This is a genomic window from Rhodococcus mengyinensis (genome assembly GCF_048381435.1).
Lineage (GTDB): Bacteria > Actinomycetota > Actinomycetes > Mycobacteriales > Mycobacteriaceae > Rhodococcus_F > Rhodococcus_F opacus_D.
The window spans coordinates 122,384-139,317 of sequence record NZ_JBLWIT010000038.1; the positions used below are offsets into that span (position 1 = coordinate 122,384).

The 16,934-nt window shown below is 68.2% G+C and carries 13 protein-coding genes; 2 read left to right on the forward strand and 11 right to left on the reverse strand.

What is annotated here, in order from left to right; all coding sequences use genetic code 11:
* Positions 1-10 precede the first annotated feature (10 nt).
* The 7 genes from ACNJ7E_RS05320 to ACNJ7E_RS05350 all read right to left on the reverse strand — a co-directional run bounded on the left by ACNJ7E_RS05320 (position 11) and on the right by ACNJ7E_RS05350 (position 10,184).
* A complete protein-coding gene (locus ACNJ7E_RS05320) occupies positions 11-3,769 on the reverse strand; it encodes an ABC transporter ATP-binding protein (RefSeq protein WP_418339318.1) in 3,759 nt (1,252 codons plus the stop codon).
* A complete protein-coding gene (locus ACNJ7E_RS05325) occupies positions 3,766-5,127 on the reverse strand; it encodes an LLM class flavin-dependent oxidoreductase (protein WP_418339319.1) in 1,362 nt (453 codons plus the stop codon). The genes ACNJ7E_RS05320 and ACNJ7E_RS05325 overlap by 4 nt, the downstream gene beginning before the upstream one ends.
* Before the next feature lie 12 nt (positions 5,128-5,139).
* Positions 5,140-5,874 (reverse strand): ABC transporter ATP-binding protein, encoded by a 735-nt coding sequence (locus ACNJ7E_RS05330; RefSeq protein ID WP_280778631.1) that lies wholly within the window; start codon positions 5,872-5,874, stop codon positions 5,140-5,142.
* A complete protein-coding gene (locus ACNJ7E_RS05335; RefSeq protein WP_418339320.1) occupies positions 5,850-6,707 on the reverse strand; it encodes an ABC transporter permease in 858 nt (285 codons plus the stop codon). The genes ACNJ7E_RS05330 and ACNJ7E_RS05335 overlap by 25 nt, the downstream gene beginning before the upstream one ends.
* Positions 6,704-7,771 (reverse strand): ABC transporter substrate-binding protein, encoded by a 1,068-nt coding sequence (locus ACNJ7E_RS05340; protein WP_280778633.1) that lies wholly within the window; start codon positions 7,769-7,771, stop codon positions 6,704-6,706. Before ACNJ7E_RS05340 ends, ACNJ7E_RS05335 begins: the two co-directional genes overlap by 4 nt.
* Before the next feature lie 292 nt (positions 7,772-8,063).
* A complete protein-coding gene (locus ACNJ7E_RS05345; protein WP_418339321.1) occupies positions 8,064-9,275 on the reverse strand; it encodes an ROK family transcriptional regulator in 1,212 nt (403 codons plus the stop codon).
* Positions 9,276-9,422: 147 nt separating this feature from the next.
* Positions 9,423-10,184, reverse strand: a complete 762-nt coding sequence (locus ACNJ7E_RS05350; RefSeq protein ID WP_418339322.1) for an LppU/SCO3897 family protein — start codon at positions 10,182-10,184, stop codon at positions 9,423-9,425.
* Between the two features lie 174 nt (positions 10,185-10,358).
* Between ACNJ7E_RS05350 and ACNJ7E_RS05355 the strand changes: the two genes are divergently transcribed.
* Positions 10,359-12,038, forward strand: a complete 1,680-nt coding sequence (locus ACNJ7E_RS05355; RefSeq protein ID WP_009477999.1) for a DNA repair helicase XPB — start codon at positions 10,359-10,361, stop codon at positions 12,036-12,038.
* Between the two features lie 37 nt (positions 12,039-12,075).
* Positions 12,076-12,744, forward strand: coding sequence for a DUF3239 domain-containing protein (locus ACNJ7E_RS05360; RefSeq protein WP_271210701.1), 669 nt, complete (start codon positions 12,076-12,078; stop codon positions 12,742-12,744).
* A gap of 7 nt (positions 12,745-12,751) precedes the next feature.
* On the opposite strand, the gene ACNJ7E_RS05365 is transcribed toward ACNJ7E_RS05360, so the two are convergent.
* The 4 genes from ACNJ7E_RS05365 to ACNJ7E_RS05380 are packed head-to-tail and all read right to left on the reverse strand — an operon-like array spanning position 12,752 to position 16,918.
* The gene (locus ACNJ7E_RS05365) at positions 12,752-13,312 is read right to left on the reverse strand and encodes a GNAT family N-acetyltransferase (protein ID WP_280778637.1); all 561 of its coding nucleotides are present in this window, start codon (positions 13,310-13,312) and stop codon (positions 12,752-12,754) included.
* 36 nt (positions 13,313-13,348) lie between these two features.
* Complete coding sequence (locus tag ACNJ7E_RS05370; RefSeq protein ID WP_280778638.1) at positions 13,349-14,338, reverse strand: LLM class F420-dependent oxidoreductase; 990 nt, start codon at positions 14,336-14,338, stop codon at positions 13,349-13,351.
* 13 nt (positions 14,339-14,351) lie between these two features.
* Entirely contained in the window at positions 14,352-15,578 is a 1,227-nt protein-coding gene (locus ACNJ7E_RS05375; protein ID WP_418339323.1) for an MFS transporter, read from the reverse strand.
* Positions 15,575-16,918, reverse strand: a complete 1,344-nt coding sequence (locus ACNJ7E_RS05380; RefSeq protein ID WP_418339324.1) for an LLM class flavin-dependent oxidoreductase — start codon at positions 16,916-16,918, stop codon at positions 15,575-15,577. The genes ACNJ7E_RS05375 and ACNJ7E_RS05380 overlap by 4 nt, the downstream gene beginning before the upstream one ends.
* Positions 16,919-16,934 lie beyond the last annotated feature (16 nt).

Consider the following 16,934-nt stretch of genomic DNA (forward strand, 5'->3'; position numbering starts at 1 on the left):
CGTCCGGCGGTTAATAAGTACTCACGGGCGGCGAAGCCGCATAGGCGTCCCAGAGTTCCCGGTAGACACCACCCCGGTCGAGCAGCTCGTCGTGTGTTCCGACTTCCGCGACCTGTCCGCCGTCGAGGACCACCACCCGGTCGGCTCGCGCCGCGGTGCTCAACCGGTGCGCCACGACGACGGTGGTGCGCCGCCGGGACAGGTTCTCGGTCGCGAGCCGGACGCGGTCCTCGGTGGCCAGGTCCAGTGACGCCGTGGCCTCGTCCAGCAGCAGGATGTCGGGGTCCACCAGTTCGGCGCGGGCGAGTGCCAGCAGCTGACGTTGTCCGGCCGACAGGTTGCGCCCGTGCTCCCCGATCGGCTGCAGGTATCCGAGGGCGAGGCCGGACACCATCTCGTGGGCCCCGACGGCTCGGCTTGCGGCCTCGACCTCCGCGTCGGTCGCGTCCGGGCGCCCGTAGGCGACGGCGTCGCGGACGGTGGCGCCGAACAGGTGCGGCTCCTGCGGTACGACTCCGAGTCGCTGCCGGAACGACGCGAGGTCGAGTGACCGGGTGTCGATACCGTCGACGCGCACCGCACCCTGCGTGGGGTCGTAGAACCGGGCGAGCAGCTTGAGCACCGTCGACTTGCCCGCGCCGGTTTGACCGACGAGGGCGACCGTCTCGCCCGGTTCGATGCGAAGCGCCACCCCTCGCAGCGCCTCTCCCTTGCCGGATTCGTACGCGAAGTGGACGTCGTCGAACACGATGCCGCCCTGGAGGCGGTCGAGGACGATCGGATCGCCTGCCTGCGGCGTGGTGGTCGGGGTCCTCATCAGCCCCCGCAGTCGACCGAGTCCGATCACCGCCTGCTGGTAGCCGTCGAACACCTGCGAAAGCTGTTGTACGGGCGCGAAGAACAGTTCGACGTAGAGCACGAAGGCGATCAGGGTGCCGACGGTGAGGGTTCCGCCGTGGATCCGCGCCGTCCCTGCGGCGAGCACCAGCCCGGTCGCGACCACCGACAGGAACTCGACGAACGGAAAGTACAGGGCCATGTACCGCTGGGCCCGTAGCCGCGACTCCCGGAAGTCCCAGGCCCGCCGGGCGAACTGGGCCGCGTTGTAATCCTCGCGCCGAAATGCCTGGGTGACGCGGATATTCGTCACGTTCTCCTGCAGGTAGGCGTTGACGACCCCGACGCGATCACGCGCCTCCGCGTAGGCGGGCACGGACTTTCGGCGGAACACCACCGTGGCCGCGACGAGGACGGGCACCACGAGGACCAGCACGAAGGCCAGTTCCGCGTCGATCACCAGGAGTGCCACCAGCACACCGGAAATCGTCAGCCCGCTCACCACCGCCGTCGCCAGACCTGTCTGCAGGAAGTTGGACAGGCTGTCGACATCGGTGGTCATGCGTGTCATGATCCGGCCGGCCAGTTCTCGCTCGTAGTACTGCAACCCGAGCCGCTGCAGCTGCGCGAACGTCTTGACCCGCAATGTGTACAGCAGCCGTTCGCCCGTCCGCCCGGTCACCCGCGCCTGGGCGATGTTGACGGCCCAGTCCAGCAGCACCACCAGAATGGTCGCGGCCGCCGCGAGGAGCAGCAGGTCGCGGGCGCCTTGCAGCACTCCCCGGTCCACCCCGGTACGGACGAGGACCGGCACCGCGATCTGCGCGACGGCGTCCAGCCCGACGAGCGCCAAGCCTGCGACCAGCGGCAGGAGGAGCGGACGCAGCAGTGAGCGGAGTCCGAACGCCGGGTCGGCGGCCCGGGCCTCGTCCGCGGCGACGTCGGGGTCTCCCGTGAGTGGCGGCAGGTCGTCGAGCCGAGCCATTACTTCGGGGCTGGGCGGCGCCGACGAGAGGATGCCGCCCGACGCGCCTCCGCGTGACGGCCCACTGGCACCCGCGGCTGCGGTCGCGAAAGCCGCTGCGGCTCTGGCATCTAACATCCCGGAAGCCTCGTCGCCGTCCTCCCGGCGCCACAGTTCGGCGGTGACACCGTCGACGTCCGGTGGCTCGTTCGACGTGTCCGGAGCGGTCACGTCGTCCGCGCTCGACAGCAGCGCGCGGAACAGGGGGCACCGCTCGTCGAGTTCGGCGCTCGTGCCCACATCGACGATGCGCCCGTGCGCCAGGACCGCGATACGGTCGGCCAATGCGAGCGTCGACCGGCGATGCGCAATGATCAGCGTGGTCCGTTCGCTGGTCGCGACGCACAGTTCGTGGTGGATGGCGGCCTCGACACGGGCGTCGACCGCCGATGTCGCGTCGTCGAGCACCAGGATCCGCGGATCGGTCACCAATGCCCGGGCGAGGGCGATCCGCTGCCGCTGCCCACCCGACAACGTCACCCCCTGCTCCCCCACGACGGTGTCGAGGCCGTCCGGCAGTGCGTCGACGAATTCCTCCGCCTGCACCACGCGGAGAGCCTCACGCACCAGTGCCTCGTCGGCATCCGGCCGGCCGTAGGACACGTTGGCGCGGATCGTCTCGGACATCAGGTAGCTGTCTTCGAAGACGACGCCGAGCGCGGAGCGCAGCGAGTCGAGCGACAGCCGGCGGGTGTCGATCCCCCCGACGGTGACCGCACCCGCGTCGACGTCGTACAACCGCGGAACAAGCATGGCCAGAGTTGATTTCCCTGATCCGGCCGCGCCGACCACCGCCACCGTCTCGCCGGGTGCGATTCGCAGGGACAGTCCGTCGAGGAGGCGATTCGACGGGTCGTATCCGAAGGCCACGTCGTCGAACACCACCTCGAGGGGACCGCGCGGCAAGTCCACGGCGCCGGGTGGGGTCGTGACGGCGGGGGCGTTGTCGATCACCTCGCGGACGCGCTCGACGCTGGCCCGGCCCTGTTGGCTCACGGTCAGCAGCGTGGCGAGCTGACGCACGGGCGAGGCGAACGACGCCAGGTACGTGGTGAAGGCGACGAACGTGCCGAGCGACAGCGTGCCGTGCAGCGCCAGCCATCCTCCGAGTGCCAGGACGAGTGCCTGCCCCAGCATCGGGACCGCTTGCAGTGCAGGGTTGTACCGGCTGGTCAGCCGTGCGACGCGCAGCCGGGAACGGAAGAGGTCCCGTGCCCGCTTCTCGAGGTCTTCGAGTTCGCGGCCTTCCTGGCCGAATCCCTTGACGACGCGCACCCCCGTGACGGCGGCTTCGACTCCCCCGGCCACGATCGCCGCCTGTTCCTGGGCATGCCAATTGGCGGGAAACAGGTCGACGCGGCTGCGCATCGAGATGAACCACAACGCAGGCAGGACGGCCAGGGCGACCAGGGTGAGGATCGGCGACAGCACGGCCATCACGGCCAGGGAGATCGCGAACATCAGCAGGTTCCCTGCCATGTGCGGCAGTAACTGCAGGAGCATCTGGATCAGCGTGATGTCCGAGATCGACCGGCTGACCACCTGCCCGGTCTGCAGCCCGTCCTGCTTGACGCCGTCCAGCCGCAGCAGGGACCGGAAGGCGTCGCCCCGCAGGTCGTACTGCACTCCGAGGGACAGCTGCCCGGAGCGGTACCGTCGCGTGTACGCGGCGGCGAAACGGAGCGATGCGAGAGCGATGAGTACCGCGATCCACGGCGCCAGTGCATGATTCGTGTCGACCGCGGCGTTGTCGATCACGTGCCGGACGGCCAGCGGAATGGTGGCGGTGGCCGCGGCCGCCACCACCGCCGCGCCGTACGCGAGAACGAGATTGCGGCGTTGGCGCAGACAGTACCCGAACAGGTACCGCAGCCAGCCGACGTTCTCCCTCGAAGCTTCCGTCGTCACTGCGCAGACACCAGCGTGGAATCCTTCTCGACCGCAAACTGATTGGCTGGCCGCGGCAAGCCGTAGTGCCCGCGCAGTGTGGTCTCGGTGTAGTCGGTGCGGAAGAGTCCGCGTTCCTGCAGGATCGGGACAACGGAGTCGACGAACTTCTCCAGCCCGGACGGCAGGACCGCGGGCATGATGTTGAATCCGTCGGCGGCGCCGTTCCGGAACCAGTACTCGATCGTGTCGGCCACCTGGAGCGGGGTGCCCGCGAACGTGCGGTGGCCGCGACCACCACCGAGTCGCCCGATCAGCTGCCGGACGGTGAGCTTCTCGCGGCGGGCGAGGTCCACGATCAGCGTGTACCGGCTCTTCGCACCCTCGATCTCGTCCTCGGACGGCAAGTCCTCGGGAAGTTCCTCGTCGAGCGGGAGCTGCTCCGGTTCGAGATTGAACCGCTGCGCCAGCTGCTTGCGGGCGTATTCCGGCGAGATCAACCTCTCCAGTTCGGCCTCGAGCTCGCGGGCCTCCTCTTCAGTGTCAGCGATGACCGGCACGATGCCGGGCAGGATCAGCACCTGCTCGGGGTCCCTGCCCGCTTTCGCGACACGGTCCTTGACGTCCGCGTAGAACGCCTTCCCCTCGTCGAGGGTGGGCTGGGCGGTGAAGATGGCCTCCGAGTACCGGGCGGCGAAATCCTTTCCGTCCTCGGACGACCCGGCCTGCACGAGCAGCGGATATCCCTGCGGTGACCGCGGCACGTTGAGGGGTCCCCGCACCGTGAAGAACCGGCCCTCGTGTTCGATGACGTGCACCTTGGCGGAGTCGGCATGGATCGCGACCTCCTTGTCCGCGACGATGGCGTCGTCCTCCCAGCTGTCCCACAGCTTGGTGGACACCTCCACGAACTCCGCGGCCCGCTCGTACCGGCTCCGGTGCGCGGGAGTGTCGTCGAGACCGAAGTTCTGTGCCGCATCGGCGCCGGCCGTGGTGACGATGTTCCAGCCGGCGCGTCCGCCGCTGACGAAGTCGAGGGACGCGAACCGCCGCGCCAGGTTGTACGGCTCGTTATAGCTGGTCGACGCGGTCGCGATCAGGCCGATCTTCTCGGTGGCCGCGGAGATCGCCGTGAGGATGATCGTCGGCTCCAGCTTGCCGCTCGGCCTGCGTTCCGGATTGCTGAACAGCACCGGGCTGTCGGCGAGGAACACCGAGTCGAACTTTCCGCGTTCGGCGGTCTGCGCCAACGAAATGTAGTGCTTGATATCGAGATTGGCGTTCGGATCGCTCTCGGGCAGGCGCCAGGCGGCCTCGTGGTGTCCGATCGCCATCAGGAATGCGTTGAGATGCAGCCGGCGCTGGGGTGACGAACTCATGGTGTAACTCCCTTACTGTGCCGCTACCTCGACGCCGAGGGCGCCGAGCAGCGTGTTGCGAAACTCGTGGAACTTGCTGTCGCCGAGCGCTCTCGGCTTCGGGATGTCGATGCTCTCGTCGACGACGATCTGCCCGCGGTCGAGAACGAGCACCCGGTCGGCGAGCGCGATCGCTTCGTCGACGTCGTGTGTGACGAGCAGGACGGTCGGGCGGTGGCGGCGGATCAACTCCTGCAGGAGGGCGTGCATCTTGATCCGGGTCAGCGCGTCGAGAGCACCGAAGGGCTCGTCGGCCAGGAACAGTCGGGGCTCGCGGACCAGCGCTCGGGCCAGCGCCACCCGCTGCTGTTCACCGCCGGACAGTTCGCTGGGCCACGCCTTCTCCCGGCCCGCGAGCCCGACTTCCGCGAGCGCCGACGTTCCCTTGCTCGTGCCGCTGCGGCCCAGTCCGAGCGTCACGTTGTCCAGCACCCTCAGCCACGGCAGCAGTCGTGAGTCCTGGAATGCCACCGACACCTCCTCGGGCACCGTGAGGGTTCCGCCGCGGCCCTCGACGTCGTAGTCGAGGCCGGCGAGCGCGCGGAGCAGCGTGCTCTTGCCGGACCCGCTCTTTCCGAGCAGGGCCACGAACTGCCCGTCGGGAATGTCGAGGTCCAAGCGGTCGAGGACGGCCTTGTCGCCGAATCCGCGGACGAGGGATCGCACCTGCACGGCGGCGGGTTCTAGCCGGCGAGCGTCTTGCGCCATGACAGCGACCGCCTTTCGATGTAGCGGAGGACGGAGTCGGACAGGAGACCGAAGATGCCGTAGACCGCGAGCCCCACGAGAATCACGTCGGACTGTCCGTAGTTCTGTGCGTTGTACATCATCTTTCCCAAACCGGTCACCGCGTTGATTCCCTCGACGACGATGAGGGTGAGCCAGGCACCGGTCACCGAGAGGCGCAGTCCCAGAAAGAATCCCGGCATCGCACCCGGCAGTACGACCTTGCGGATGAACGTGGCCCGGGACAACCCGAGGACCTCGGCGAGTTCGACGTACCGGTTGTCGATCGACGTCAACGAATTATGCGTCTGGATGTACATGTGGACGACGACACCGAGCGCGATGATCACGATCTTGAACGTCTCGCCGATGCCGAGCCAGAGGATCAGCAGCGGGATGAGGCCGAGCGTCGGGATGGCGCGTTTGAGCTGGATCGGTCCGTCGATCAGGGCGTCACCGGAACGTGTCAGACCGGCGACGACGGCCAGGGCCGTCCCGATCACCACGCCGAATGCGAAACCGGTGGCGGCGCGGCTCAACGACGCGAGGACGTGTTCCTGCAGGATGCCGGTGGAGATCAGGTCGACGGCCGTGGTGACCACGGTCCACGGCGCGGACAGCTTTCGCGCGTCGATGAGGCCGGTCAGGCTCCCTACCGCCCACACCGCGAGGAGGAGCAGGACACCGGCCAGCCGGGAGAACGGAAACGCCTTACGCAACCCGAGTCGGCGGATCTGCCGATCGGCGACGCCGAGCCTCGGGGCCTCGGGGGCGACGGTGCGCGCCGGTGCCGGCGCGGAGAGAGTGCTGGTCATCGCTGCACACCGCCCCGGTACTCGGCCGGAACAGCGTCGGCGGCGATCGTCTCGAATCGGCGGTCGAACAACTCGTTGGCATCGAACTCACTGAAGTAGCCTGCATCGGAGAGCAATTGGACGGTGTCCTGCGTCCACTCGACGGCGGCGTCCCAGTTGGCCGGGTAGACCGGGCGCTGCCCGACGGAGGCGACGATGCGCTTGCCGTCCTCGGCCGATACCTGTTCGCTCTCCACGTAGTACTTCTGGATCCAGGCGTCCTGGTTCTCCCACGCCCAGATCTCCCCGCGGGCCCAGAACGGAATGAACGCCTTGATCGCCGCGGCCTTGGCCGGGTCCTGGAGAACCTCAACCGGTGCCCAGAGCACGGTGAGCGCGTCCACGGCGTCGGTGGCCAACGCTGTGGCTCCGTCCGGCCCGTACTGGTTCAGGTACTTCGTCACCGTCGGCTCCGACAGCGGCGCGATGTCCACCTGCTTCGACTGCAGCGCGGTGAGGAACTGCGGGCTGGGGAGTTCGACGAGCTGGACGTCCTTCGTGGTCAGACCCTGCGCCTTCAGCGTTCGCAGGATCACCACACCCTGCGCCTGCCCGGGTGAGAACGCAATCTTCTTGCCCCGCAGGTCCGGCAGTTCCGTGATGTCCGAGCCGGGAGCGGTGGCCAGCCGGTACTGCGGCTGTTCCTTCTCCCGGACCGCGACGATCTTCGCGTCGAGCCCGGTGGCGTGCGCCTGGATCGGCGGGATCGCGGCGTTGGTGGCCAGATCGACCGCGTTGCCCCGGAAGGCCTGGATCACGTCGGGACCGGCACTGACGTCCGGCCAGTCCGACACGGTGAACGGGAGGTCCGCGAGCTGGCCGGTCGCCTCGAGCTGAAGCCGGGTGGTCTTGATCGACACGCTGAGCGAGGTTCCGTCCGGAACCTGATCGGGCACAGCGTCATCGAGAGCCAGACCGCCGGAGGAACCGGAGGAGCAGGACGCGAGCCCGAGCGCCACGACGCCGGCGAAGGCGGCGCGTGTGAGGCGACCATACCCGGCGGAAGACACGAGTGAACTGGACATGATTGATCCTTCGAAGGATGTGATCTCCGGTCGGGCACACCGGACGCGGTCGGTCGGGTGCCACAGTGGAGCGAGAAAGGAAGAACGGAAAGGTGTTTCGAGCGTCCGCCGAAGTCAGCGCGGAGGCGTCAGATGCGACCCGGTCGCGTGCGGCGACAACAGGACTCGGAGCGACACGAGGATGTACGCACACTGTCCGCCATGGTGGTGTTCACACCAATATCCTTGCGATCCAGCGCAATCGACGTCAACATTGCTTCCCACCGAATTAACTCCGGCCCTGTGATACACGTCACGATATGCCGGCCAACGGCCGCACGAAGCTGGTGAGAGGCGCCCGGTAGAGCTCCGCGAGGATCACGGAACCGGCGGATACCGGCAGTGCCCGCCCCGGAAAACTGGTGGACAGCACCGACCGTGACGGGTCGTCACATGTCGCCGACGACTCCCCGACTGCTCGCCGAACCGTGTCGAGACTGCCCGGAATCCGGCTCACGCCTTGGTCGCAGACGATCAGGACCTCCGGATTGAACAGATCGAGCAGCCGGGCAGCCACCACCCCCACGCCGTGCGCCCGTTCCTCGAACAGTGCCAAAGCCGCCGGCTGCCGACGTCGACCCGCGTCGAGAAGGTCGCCGAAAATCGGCCGCTCGATGATGCCGAGTTGCATCGCCCTACGCACCAGCACCCGATCCGACAGGGTGGCCTGCACGCATCCGGTACGCCCGCAGGCGCACTCCTCGACGCTGTTCTCGACGGGCACGTGCGCCACCGCGCCTGCCGCCGCGCGCGGGCCGTGGTGGACCACGCCTCCGGTCGCGAACGCGGCGTCCACCACGTTCCCGACGAAGAGCTGCACCACACTGTCCCGTGCCCTCGGCTCCCCGAACAACACCTCCGCGTCGATGAGGGCGCGCGCGTGCGAATCCATCCGCACGTCCAGACCCGTGCGGCGCTCGAGATCCGCCCGGACCGGGTATCCGTTCCACCCGGGGATCGGATGCTCACGCACCACGCCTGATTCCGAGTCGATCCAGCCACCGGCCGCGAATCCGACGCCGATCGGGACAGACACGTCACCGTGTCGGGCGGCCAGCCCCTCGAGGGTCGTCACGGCGTTCCGCAGGATCTCGGCCGGTCCGAGCCCGAAGTGCGGATCACGGGATCGGGCCAGCACCTGCCCGCGCAGGTCGAGCAACGCGGTGGTCACGTGGGTCATCGCCAGGTGGATGCCGTAGACCACGAAGCGGGTGTCGTCGAGGTCCACCGGGACGTGTGGCCGTCCCAGACCGGTGGGACCCGAGATCTCCGGCAGTTCCCGCAGCAGACCGCGTTCGACGAGCTGCGCACTGGCGGTGGTCACCGTCGCGGGTGAGAGTCCGGTTACCCGCGCGATCGTGCTGCGCGCGATCGGCCCGTGGTCGAGGACGGTGCGCAGCACCGTGCCCGCGCTGGCGCCGGAACGACCGGCACCACGCCGGGTGTCGGGCTGGGTTCGCGCCATCGTTCCCACCTTCCCCGCGCGCAGTGATTTCGGTTGATCTCGAACGCTATCGAAGAGGAACGTGCAGTTCAACGGACTCAATTCCCGTGAATTTAACTCCCTGTGAGTACTTGTTAACCACGGGCGGTTAATAAGTACTCACGGGGGCTAGCCACCCAGATTGACCTCGATGCAGTACGTGCGCTCGGGTTCGGAGAACGCGATGGGAAATGCGTTGTCGAACTCGTTGCACAGGGTTTCGTCGTTCTGGCCGTCCGCGCGTCTCACGACCTTGACGGTCTGCATGTCGGTGCAGTCGGACGGCACGATCCGGCCGTCGTCCTCGAGTAGGTAGCAGGAGTCCTCGAGCATGTTCGGAACGAGGCAGAGCGTGGTCTGCACGTCCTCGTCCTCGCTCACGAGGGTGTACGAGAAGTAGTCCTCCGCGCACTGGACGTCGCCGTCGTTCTTCTGCGCCACCTCGTACGTGGCCTCGCTGTCGGAGCAGTCCCGCTTCTCGTGTGAGGTGTCGGCCGCGGTCGTCGACGCGGACTCGAAGAAGAGGCAGTCGCCGACGTCGAGAGCGTTCTTGTCGGCGCTCTTCACGGCGAACACAGCGAACGCGGCGATAGCGGCGAGGATCACGACGGCGACGACGCCGAGGGTGATGAACAGCCCCTTCCGCGATTTCTTCGGCGGCTGCCCGTACTGGCCGGGCGGGTACTGGCCGGGCTGCTGCCCGTACTGGCCGGGCGGATACTGGCCGGGTTGCTGCGCGTACTGCCCCTGCGGGTACGGCTGCTGCGGGTACTGACCCTGCTGGTAGGGCTGCTGCGACGCACCCTGCGGGTACGGTTGCTGCGGGTTGTTCGGCGGTTCGCCGGGGACGTTCGGATCGGGACGGTTGGGGTCGTCGGGGGGCTGGGTCATCGCGAGCCTCGTCTCTGGGTCGATCCATCCGGCTGTCCCTCAATTTAGGCCCCGACCGCCCCGGATGTGCGGGTATCGGGCCGCGTCGAAGGCCGCGACGTGGCGCGGTGTCGCTCAGATCAGGACAATGGACAGGCTGGCTACATCCGGCACCGCATTTTCGAGGAGGCTTCCGTGACCGACGGACCGTTGATCGTCCAATCCGACAAGACCCTGCTGTTGGAGGTCGATCACGAACGCGCGAACGACGCCCGTCAGGCGATCGCGCCGTTCGCGGAACTCGAGCGCGCGCCCGAACACGTCCACACCTACCGGATCACCCCGCTGGCCCTGTGGAACGCGCGCGCCGCCGGACACGACGCCGAGCAGGTGGTCGATGCACTGGTCAACTTCTCCCGGTACGCGGTGCCCCAGCCGCTGCTGGTCGACATCGTCGACACGATGGCCCGGTACGGGCGCCTGCAGCTGGTGAAGAACCCGGCCCACGGTCTGACGCTGGTCAGCCTGGACCGCGCGGTCCTCACCGAGGTGACCCGGCACAAGAAGATCGCCCCGATGCTCGGTGCGCGCGTCGACGACGACACGGTGGTGGTTCACCCGAGCGAGCGCGGTCGTCTCAAGCAGTTGCTGCTCAAGGTCGGCTGGCCGGCGGAGGACCTCGCCGGGTACGTGGACGGTGAGGCGCACGCCATCGACCTGGACTTCGACGGCACGTCCCCCGGGTCCGCGGACGGCACGTGGCACCTGCGCGACTATCAGGAGATGGCCGCCGACTCGTTCTGGGCGGGCGGGTCCGGTGTCGTCGTCCTGCCGTGTGGTGCGGGTAAGACGATGGTCGGTGCGGCGGCGATGGCCAAGGCGAAGGCCACCACGTTGATCCTGGTGACGAACACGGTCGCGGGACGGCAGTGGAAGCGTGAGCTGATCGCACGCACGTCGCTCACCGAGGAGGAGATCGGCGAGTACTCGGGCGAGCGCAAGGAGATCCGTCCGGTCACGATCGCCACGTACCAGGTGATCACCCGGCGCACCAAGGGCGAATACAAGCATCTGGAGCTCTTCGATTCCCGCGACTGGGGTCTCGTGATCTACGACGAGGTGCACCTCCTGCCCGCCCCGGTGTTCCGCATGACCGCCGACCTGCAGTCCCGTCGACGCCTCGGCCTCACCGCCACCCTGGTGCGCGAGGACGGCCGTGAGGGCGACGTGTTCTCGCTGATCGGGCCCAAGCGGTACGACGCGCCGTGGAAGGACATCGAGGCGCAGGGGTGGATCGCGCCCGCCGACTGCGTGGAGGTGCGGGTGACGCTGACGGACGCCGAACGGATGTCGTACGCGGTCGCCGAACCCGACGAGCGGTACAAGTTGTGTTCCACCGCGCACACCAAGATCGCGGTGGTGAAGTCGATCCTGGAACGGCACACCGATGCACCGACGTTGATCATCGGCGCGTACCTCGACCAGCTCGACGAACTGGGTGAGGCGTTGAACGCCCCGGTCATCAAGGGGTCGACCAAGAACAAGGAGCGCGAGGAGCTGTTCGACCGTTTCCGGGCGGGCGAGATCCAGACGCTGGTCGTCAGCAAGGTCGCGAACTTCTCGATCGACCTGCCGGAAGCGTCTGTCGCCGTTCAGGTTTCGGGTACGTTCGGTTCTCGCCAGGAGGAGGCTCAGCGTCTGGGCCGCCTGCTGCGACCCAAGCACGACGGCGGCCAGGCCCACTTCTACTCGGTGGTGGCACGCGACACGCTCGACGCCGAGTACGCCGCCCACCGGCAGCGCTTCCTCGCCGAGCAGGGGTACGCGTACCGGATCACCGACGCGGACGATCTGCTGGGCCCCGCCATCGGGTGACCGCCTGCCACCGGACCGGGGCCTCTAAGCTGGGGCCGTGCGACATTTCGAGTTCACCGTCGACCGGCCCTACGCGAAGTCTGTCAACCAGACGTTCGCCGACATGCGACGCCTGCAGGTGTCGGCGATCGTGGTGGCGCTGCTGTTCGCGGCCGCCGCTGCCGGTCTGATCCTGCTCGCCCACCCCTGGTCGATCATCCTCGGTGTCGTCGTGGCGATCGCCGCACTGACGTCCGTGTGGGTGGCGTTCTGGGTGCCGAAGAAGGTCGGCAGCATCGAGGAGTTGTACGCGAAGAGCCCGCTGGTGCCTGCCGTCGTCTCGGAGGTCCATCCCCGCGCGGTCACCCTGCTGTCGCTGATCGACGTCGCGAAGCCCTCCGCGGGCCGGGCGTCGTACGCCCTCGTCACTCGCAACGTTCCGATCCGGACCGGTCAGAAGCAGAGGGTGGGCGACAGGGTGCCGTCCGTCGCACTCCTGAACGACCGCAGCACCCGCAACGACGCCGCCACGTGGGAGATGGTCAGCCCGATGCCGATCGCGTGGGGCACCCGTGACGCGGCGGTGCGTTCCCGCGCGGAAGACGCCATCGATCAGGTCGAATGGGATTTCCTGCAGAGCCGGATCCCCGAGTCCGAGCACATCCGGACCAGCCCCGAGCAGCGAGTCGCGGTGTCCGAGCACGACCTTCCGGAGGGCCTGCGCTGATCGGCCGCTAGGGCCAGCCTTCGGCCGGTTGCCGCGGGTCGCCGGCGAGCAGGGCGGCCACCCACGAATCACGGCGGACGCCGCGCTGCACGAGTCCGGCGCGCTGGACGCCCTCGAACCGGAAGCCGACCCGGCGGGCGACCGCCGCCGAGTCGAGGTTGCCGACGAACGCGCGCCATTCGATGCGTTCGAGCCCCATACCGTCCGGCCGAAACGCGAAATCGCACACCAGGTTCACCGCGGTCGTCATGAGGCCCTGCGACCGTGCCGCCGGCGACAGCCAGTATCCGATCTCCGCCGCCGTCACATCCCGCGCCATCAGACCGATCATCCCCAGCACGGGACCGTCCTCGCGTTCGCGCAGCGCCCAGGTGGGACTGCGGTCGGCCCAGCCGGACGGCACCGTCTGCCGCACGAACTGCTCGGCGTCCGAGCTTGTGTACGGCGCGGGCATCGTCGTCCACTCGGCGATCGACGCGTCGCTGCATGCCGCGCAGATCTCGTCGACGTCGGTGACGACCGGCGGGCTCAGCCACAGCGTGTCGGCGGCGAGGGTGACGACGAACATGCCCGCCACTCTATGCCCGGTAAGGCGGCCTATGGATCAACGCAGCGCGGGCAGCACTTCCTTCTCGAACAGTTCGATGCCCGACGTGTCGTACGCGGCTTCGGGGAAGTAGAAGACGCCGTAGGACATGCCCTGCTCCTTCAGCGCCGACAGTTTCTCGACGATCTGCTCCGGCGTTCCCACACCGGGCATTCCGCGGAAGGCTCCCAGGGCACCCTCGGCGGCGTCGGCGCCGACGTGGGGGGTGAGCCGGTCCTTCAGGGTGAGCAACCGCTGCTCGACCTCCGCCTCGGTGGTGCCGATCGCGACGTTGTAGTTGGCCGAGCGGGTGATGGCGTCGAAGTCGGTGCCGACGGTGTCGCAGTGCTTCCGCAGGATCTCGGACTTCTGCGCGAAGCCCTCGGGTGTGCCGTCGAAGTTGGTGTACTGCGCGTACTTTGCCGCGATCTTCAACGTCACCTTCTCGCCGCCACCGGCGATCCACAGCGGGATGCCGCCTTCCTGCAACGGAAGTGGGCGGACGATGGCACCGTCGACCTGGTAGTGCTTGCCTTCGAGGGTCGCGATGCCGTTGGCCCAGGCCTGACGCATGATCTGCACGCCCTCGTCGAGGCGACCGAGACGCACACCGGCAGAGGGGAATCCGTATCCGTATGCCCGCCACTCGTGCTCGTACCAGCCGCCGCCGATACCCATCTCGACGCGCCCGCCCGAGATGAGGTCGGTGGTGGCGGCGACCTTCGCGAGGTAAGCCGGGTTGCGGTAGCTCATCGCCGTACACATCTGGCCGAGACGCACCCGCGAGGTGACCGCCGCGAACGCGGACATGAGGGTCCACGCCTCGTGCGTGGCCTCCTCGGTCGGTGCCGGGACGGTATGGAAGTGGTCGTAGACCCACAGGGAATCCCAGGACGAACCTTGATCGGCGCGCAACGCGAAGTCGCGCATCACCGACCACTGATCCGCGGGATCGATTCCGACGAGATCCAGACGCCAACCTTGAGGAACGAACAATCCGAAGCGCATGAAACGAATGTACCTATGCTTCCTGTTTTTCGAGCGGTGAGGATCCGGGCTCCGACGCGGCCGGCGGTGGCCACGGGGAATAGACCGGGATGAACCGGAACAGGAGGCCGGCGCCGACCAGCGCCGCTCCCCCGATCGCGGCGACGGCGACCCCGAGCGGGACCACCGCGGCGAGCGCGCCGACGCCGAAGGGTCCGGCGAACATGCCGGTGTCGTGGGTGAGCCGCCAGGCGGCGAGGAATTCGGCGCGCGTCGCCGGTGGGGCGATGTCGGCGCCGAGCGTCATGATGACGCCGTTGCCGAGCCCGTTGCCGATGCCCATCACGACGGCGACGACCCCGATCGACAGGAGGTCGTGCGAGAACGGCAACGCCAGGTAGGACGCCCCGATCACCAGAAGCGAGGGCACCGCGATGAACCGGCGGCCGTACCGGTCCATCAAGTGTCCGGCCGGATACGAGCACAGCAGATCGACGGCCGCTCCGACCCCGAAGACGAGGCTGACCTGGGCGGCGTCGAGTCCGAGATGGGCAGCCCACAGCGGCAGCACCGCCTCCCGCGAGGCGCGGGCCGCACCCATCAGGAGCGAGCCGGCGCCGAGCGTGGCCAGCAGCTTCCGGTGCCGGCGCAGAATCGACGGCAGCGTCGCGTGGGTACCGGCGGTGCCTGCGTGGCGCCGCGGCGGGTCGGGGACCCTCGACATCAGCCACCCGGACAGCACGACGCCGACGAACTGCACCATGAATCCGCCCCGGGCGCCGACCACCAGGATCACGGCGGCGCCCAGCAGCGGTCCCACGAAGAAGCCGAGCCGCCACATCGCCGCGAACGACGACATCGCCCGGGCCCGCAGCCCGATCGGCACGGCGTCGGCCAGGTAGCTCTGGCGGGCCAGCCCCCACACGGCGTTGGCGAGCCCGGTCAGCAGTGCCCCCACACCCAGCATCCAGGGTGTCTGCGCGAGCAGACAGACCAGCACTCCGGCGGCGCCGACGGTACTGCCGCCGATGATGGACCGCCGCTCCCCGAACCTGGCGACGATCCGGCCCGCGGGCAGGTCGCCCAGGACGGCGCCGAGCCCGACGACCGCGACGATCAGCCCGGACACGGCCACGGACGCGCCCAGTTCGCGGGCCGTCAGTGCCATCACCGGGGCGGCGGCCCCCTGGCCGATGCCGAAGATCGCGGCGGGAACGAAGACGGTGGTGACGAGAGGTTTCAGACCGGTCTCGCCGCTCATACGCTCGCTTCGTCGACCGCACCCGCGAACCGGTTACCGACGTCCGTGAGACCGTAGTGACCGCGCAGGGTGGTCGCGGTGTACTCCGTCCGGAACAGTCCGCGCTGCTGCAGGATCGGGACGACACGGTCGACGAAGTCGTCCAGTCCGCCGGGCAGGTAGGGCGGCATGATGTTGAAACCGTCGGCCGCTCCCTGCTCGAACCACGTCTGCAGCTCGTCGGCGACCTGTTCGGGGGTTCCGGCGAACGTGCGGTGCCCACGTCCGCCGCCGAGCAGCCCGATCAGCTGCCGGACGGTGAGCGAACCGTCCGCCGCGAGGTCCTTCACCAGCTGGTAGCGGCTCTTGTTGCCCTGGATCTCGTCCAGCGGCGGAAGCGGCGGAAGCGGGGCGTCGAGGGAATGCTTCGTGAGGTCGACACCGAGCATCGTGGACAGCTGACGCAGCGAGTACTCGGGCGAGATCAGGTCGGTGAACGACTGCTCGAGCGCCTTCGCCTCCTCCTCGGTGTCCGCGATGAACGGCACGATGCCGGGCAGCACCTTCAGGTCGCCGGCATTGCGGCCGTGCTTGACGACACGCGCCTTGAGGTCGCGGTAGAACTCCTGACCCTGTTCCAGGGTGCGCTGTGCGGTGAAGACGGCCTCGGCGTACCGCGCGGCGAACTCCTTGCCGCTCTCGGACGAGCCGGCCTGCACCAGCAGCGGCCGTCCCTGGGCGGACCTCGGCGAGTTGAGCGGCCCCTTGACCCGGAACTGCGGTCCGTCGTGGTCGATGGTGTGAACCTTGCCGGGGTCGGCGAACACGCCGGTCTCCCGGTCGAGCACCACCGCGCCGTCCTCCCAGCTGTCCCACAGGGCGAGCGTGACGTCGACGAATTCCTCTGCGCGCTCGTACCGTCCGCTGTGTGCGGGGATACCGTCGACGCCGAAGTTCGCAGCCTCGTCCGCACCGGCCGAGGTCACGATGTTCCACCCCGCCCGGCCGCCGCTGATGTGGTCGAGCGACGTGAACTTGCGCGCCAGGTTGTACGGGTCGGAGTAACTCGTGGACGCGGTGGCGATCAGTCCCACGTGTTCGGTGGCGACGGCGATCGCCGACAGCAACGTGACGGGCTCGAAGATCGCCTGGGTGTTGTGCTTGATCCGCGGTCCGACGGCGAGACCGTCGGCGAAGAACACCGAATCGAGCTTGCCCCGCTCCGCGATCCGGCCGAGTTCCTGGAAGTGTGCGACGTCCAGAACGCGGTGCGCCTCGGTGCGGGGATGGCGCCACGCCGCCTCGTGATGTCCCACACCCATGAGAAAGGCGTTGAGGTGGAACTGGGAATCCTGTGACATGTGGAGTTTCTTTTCC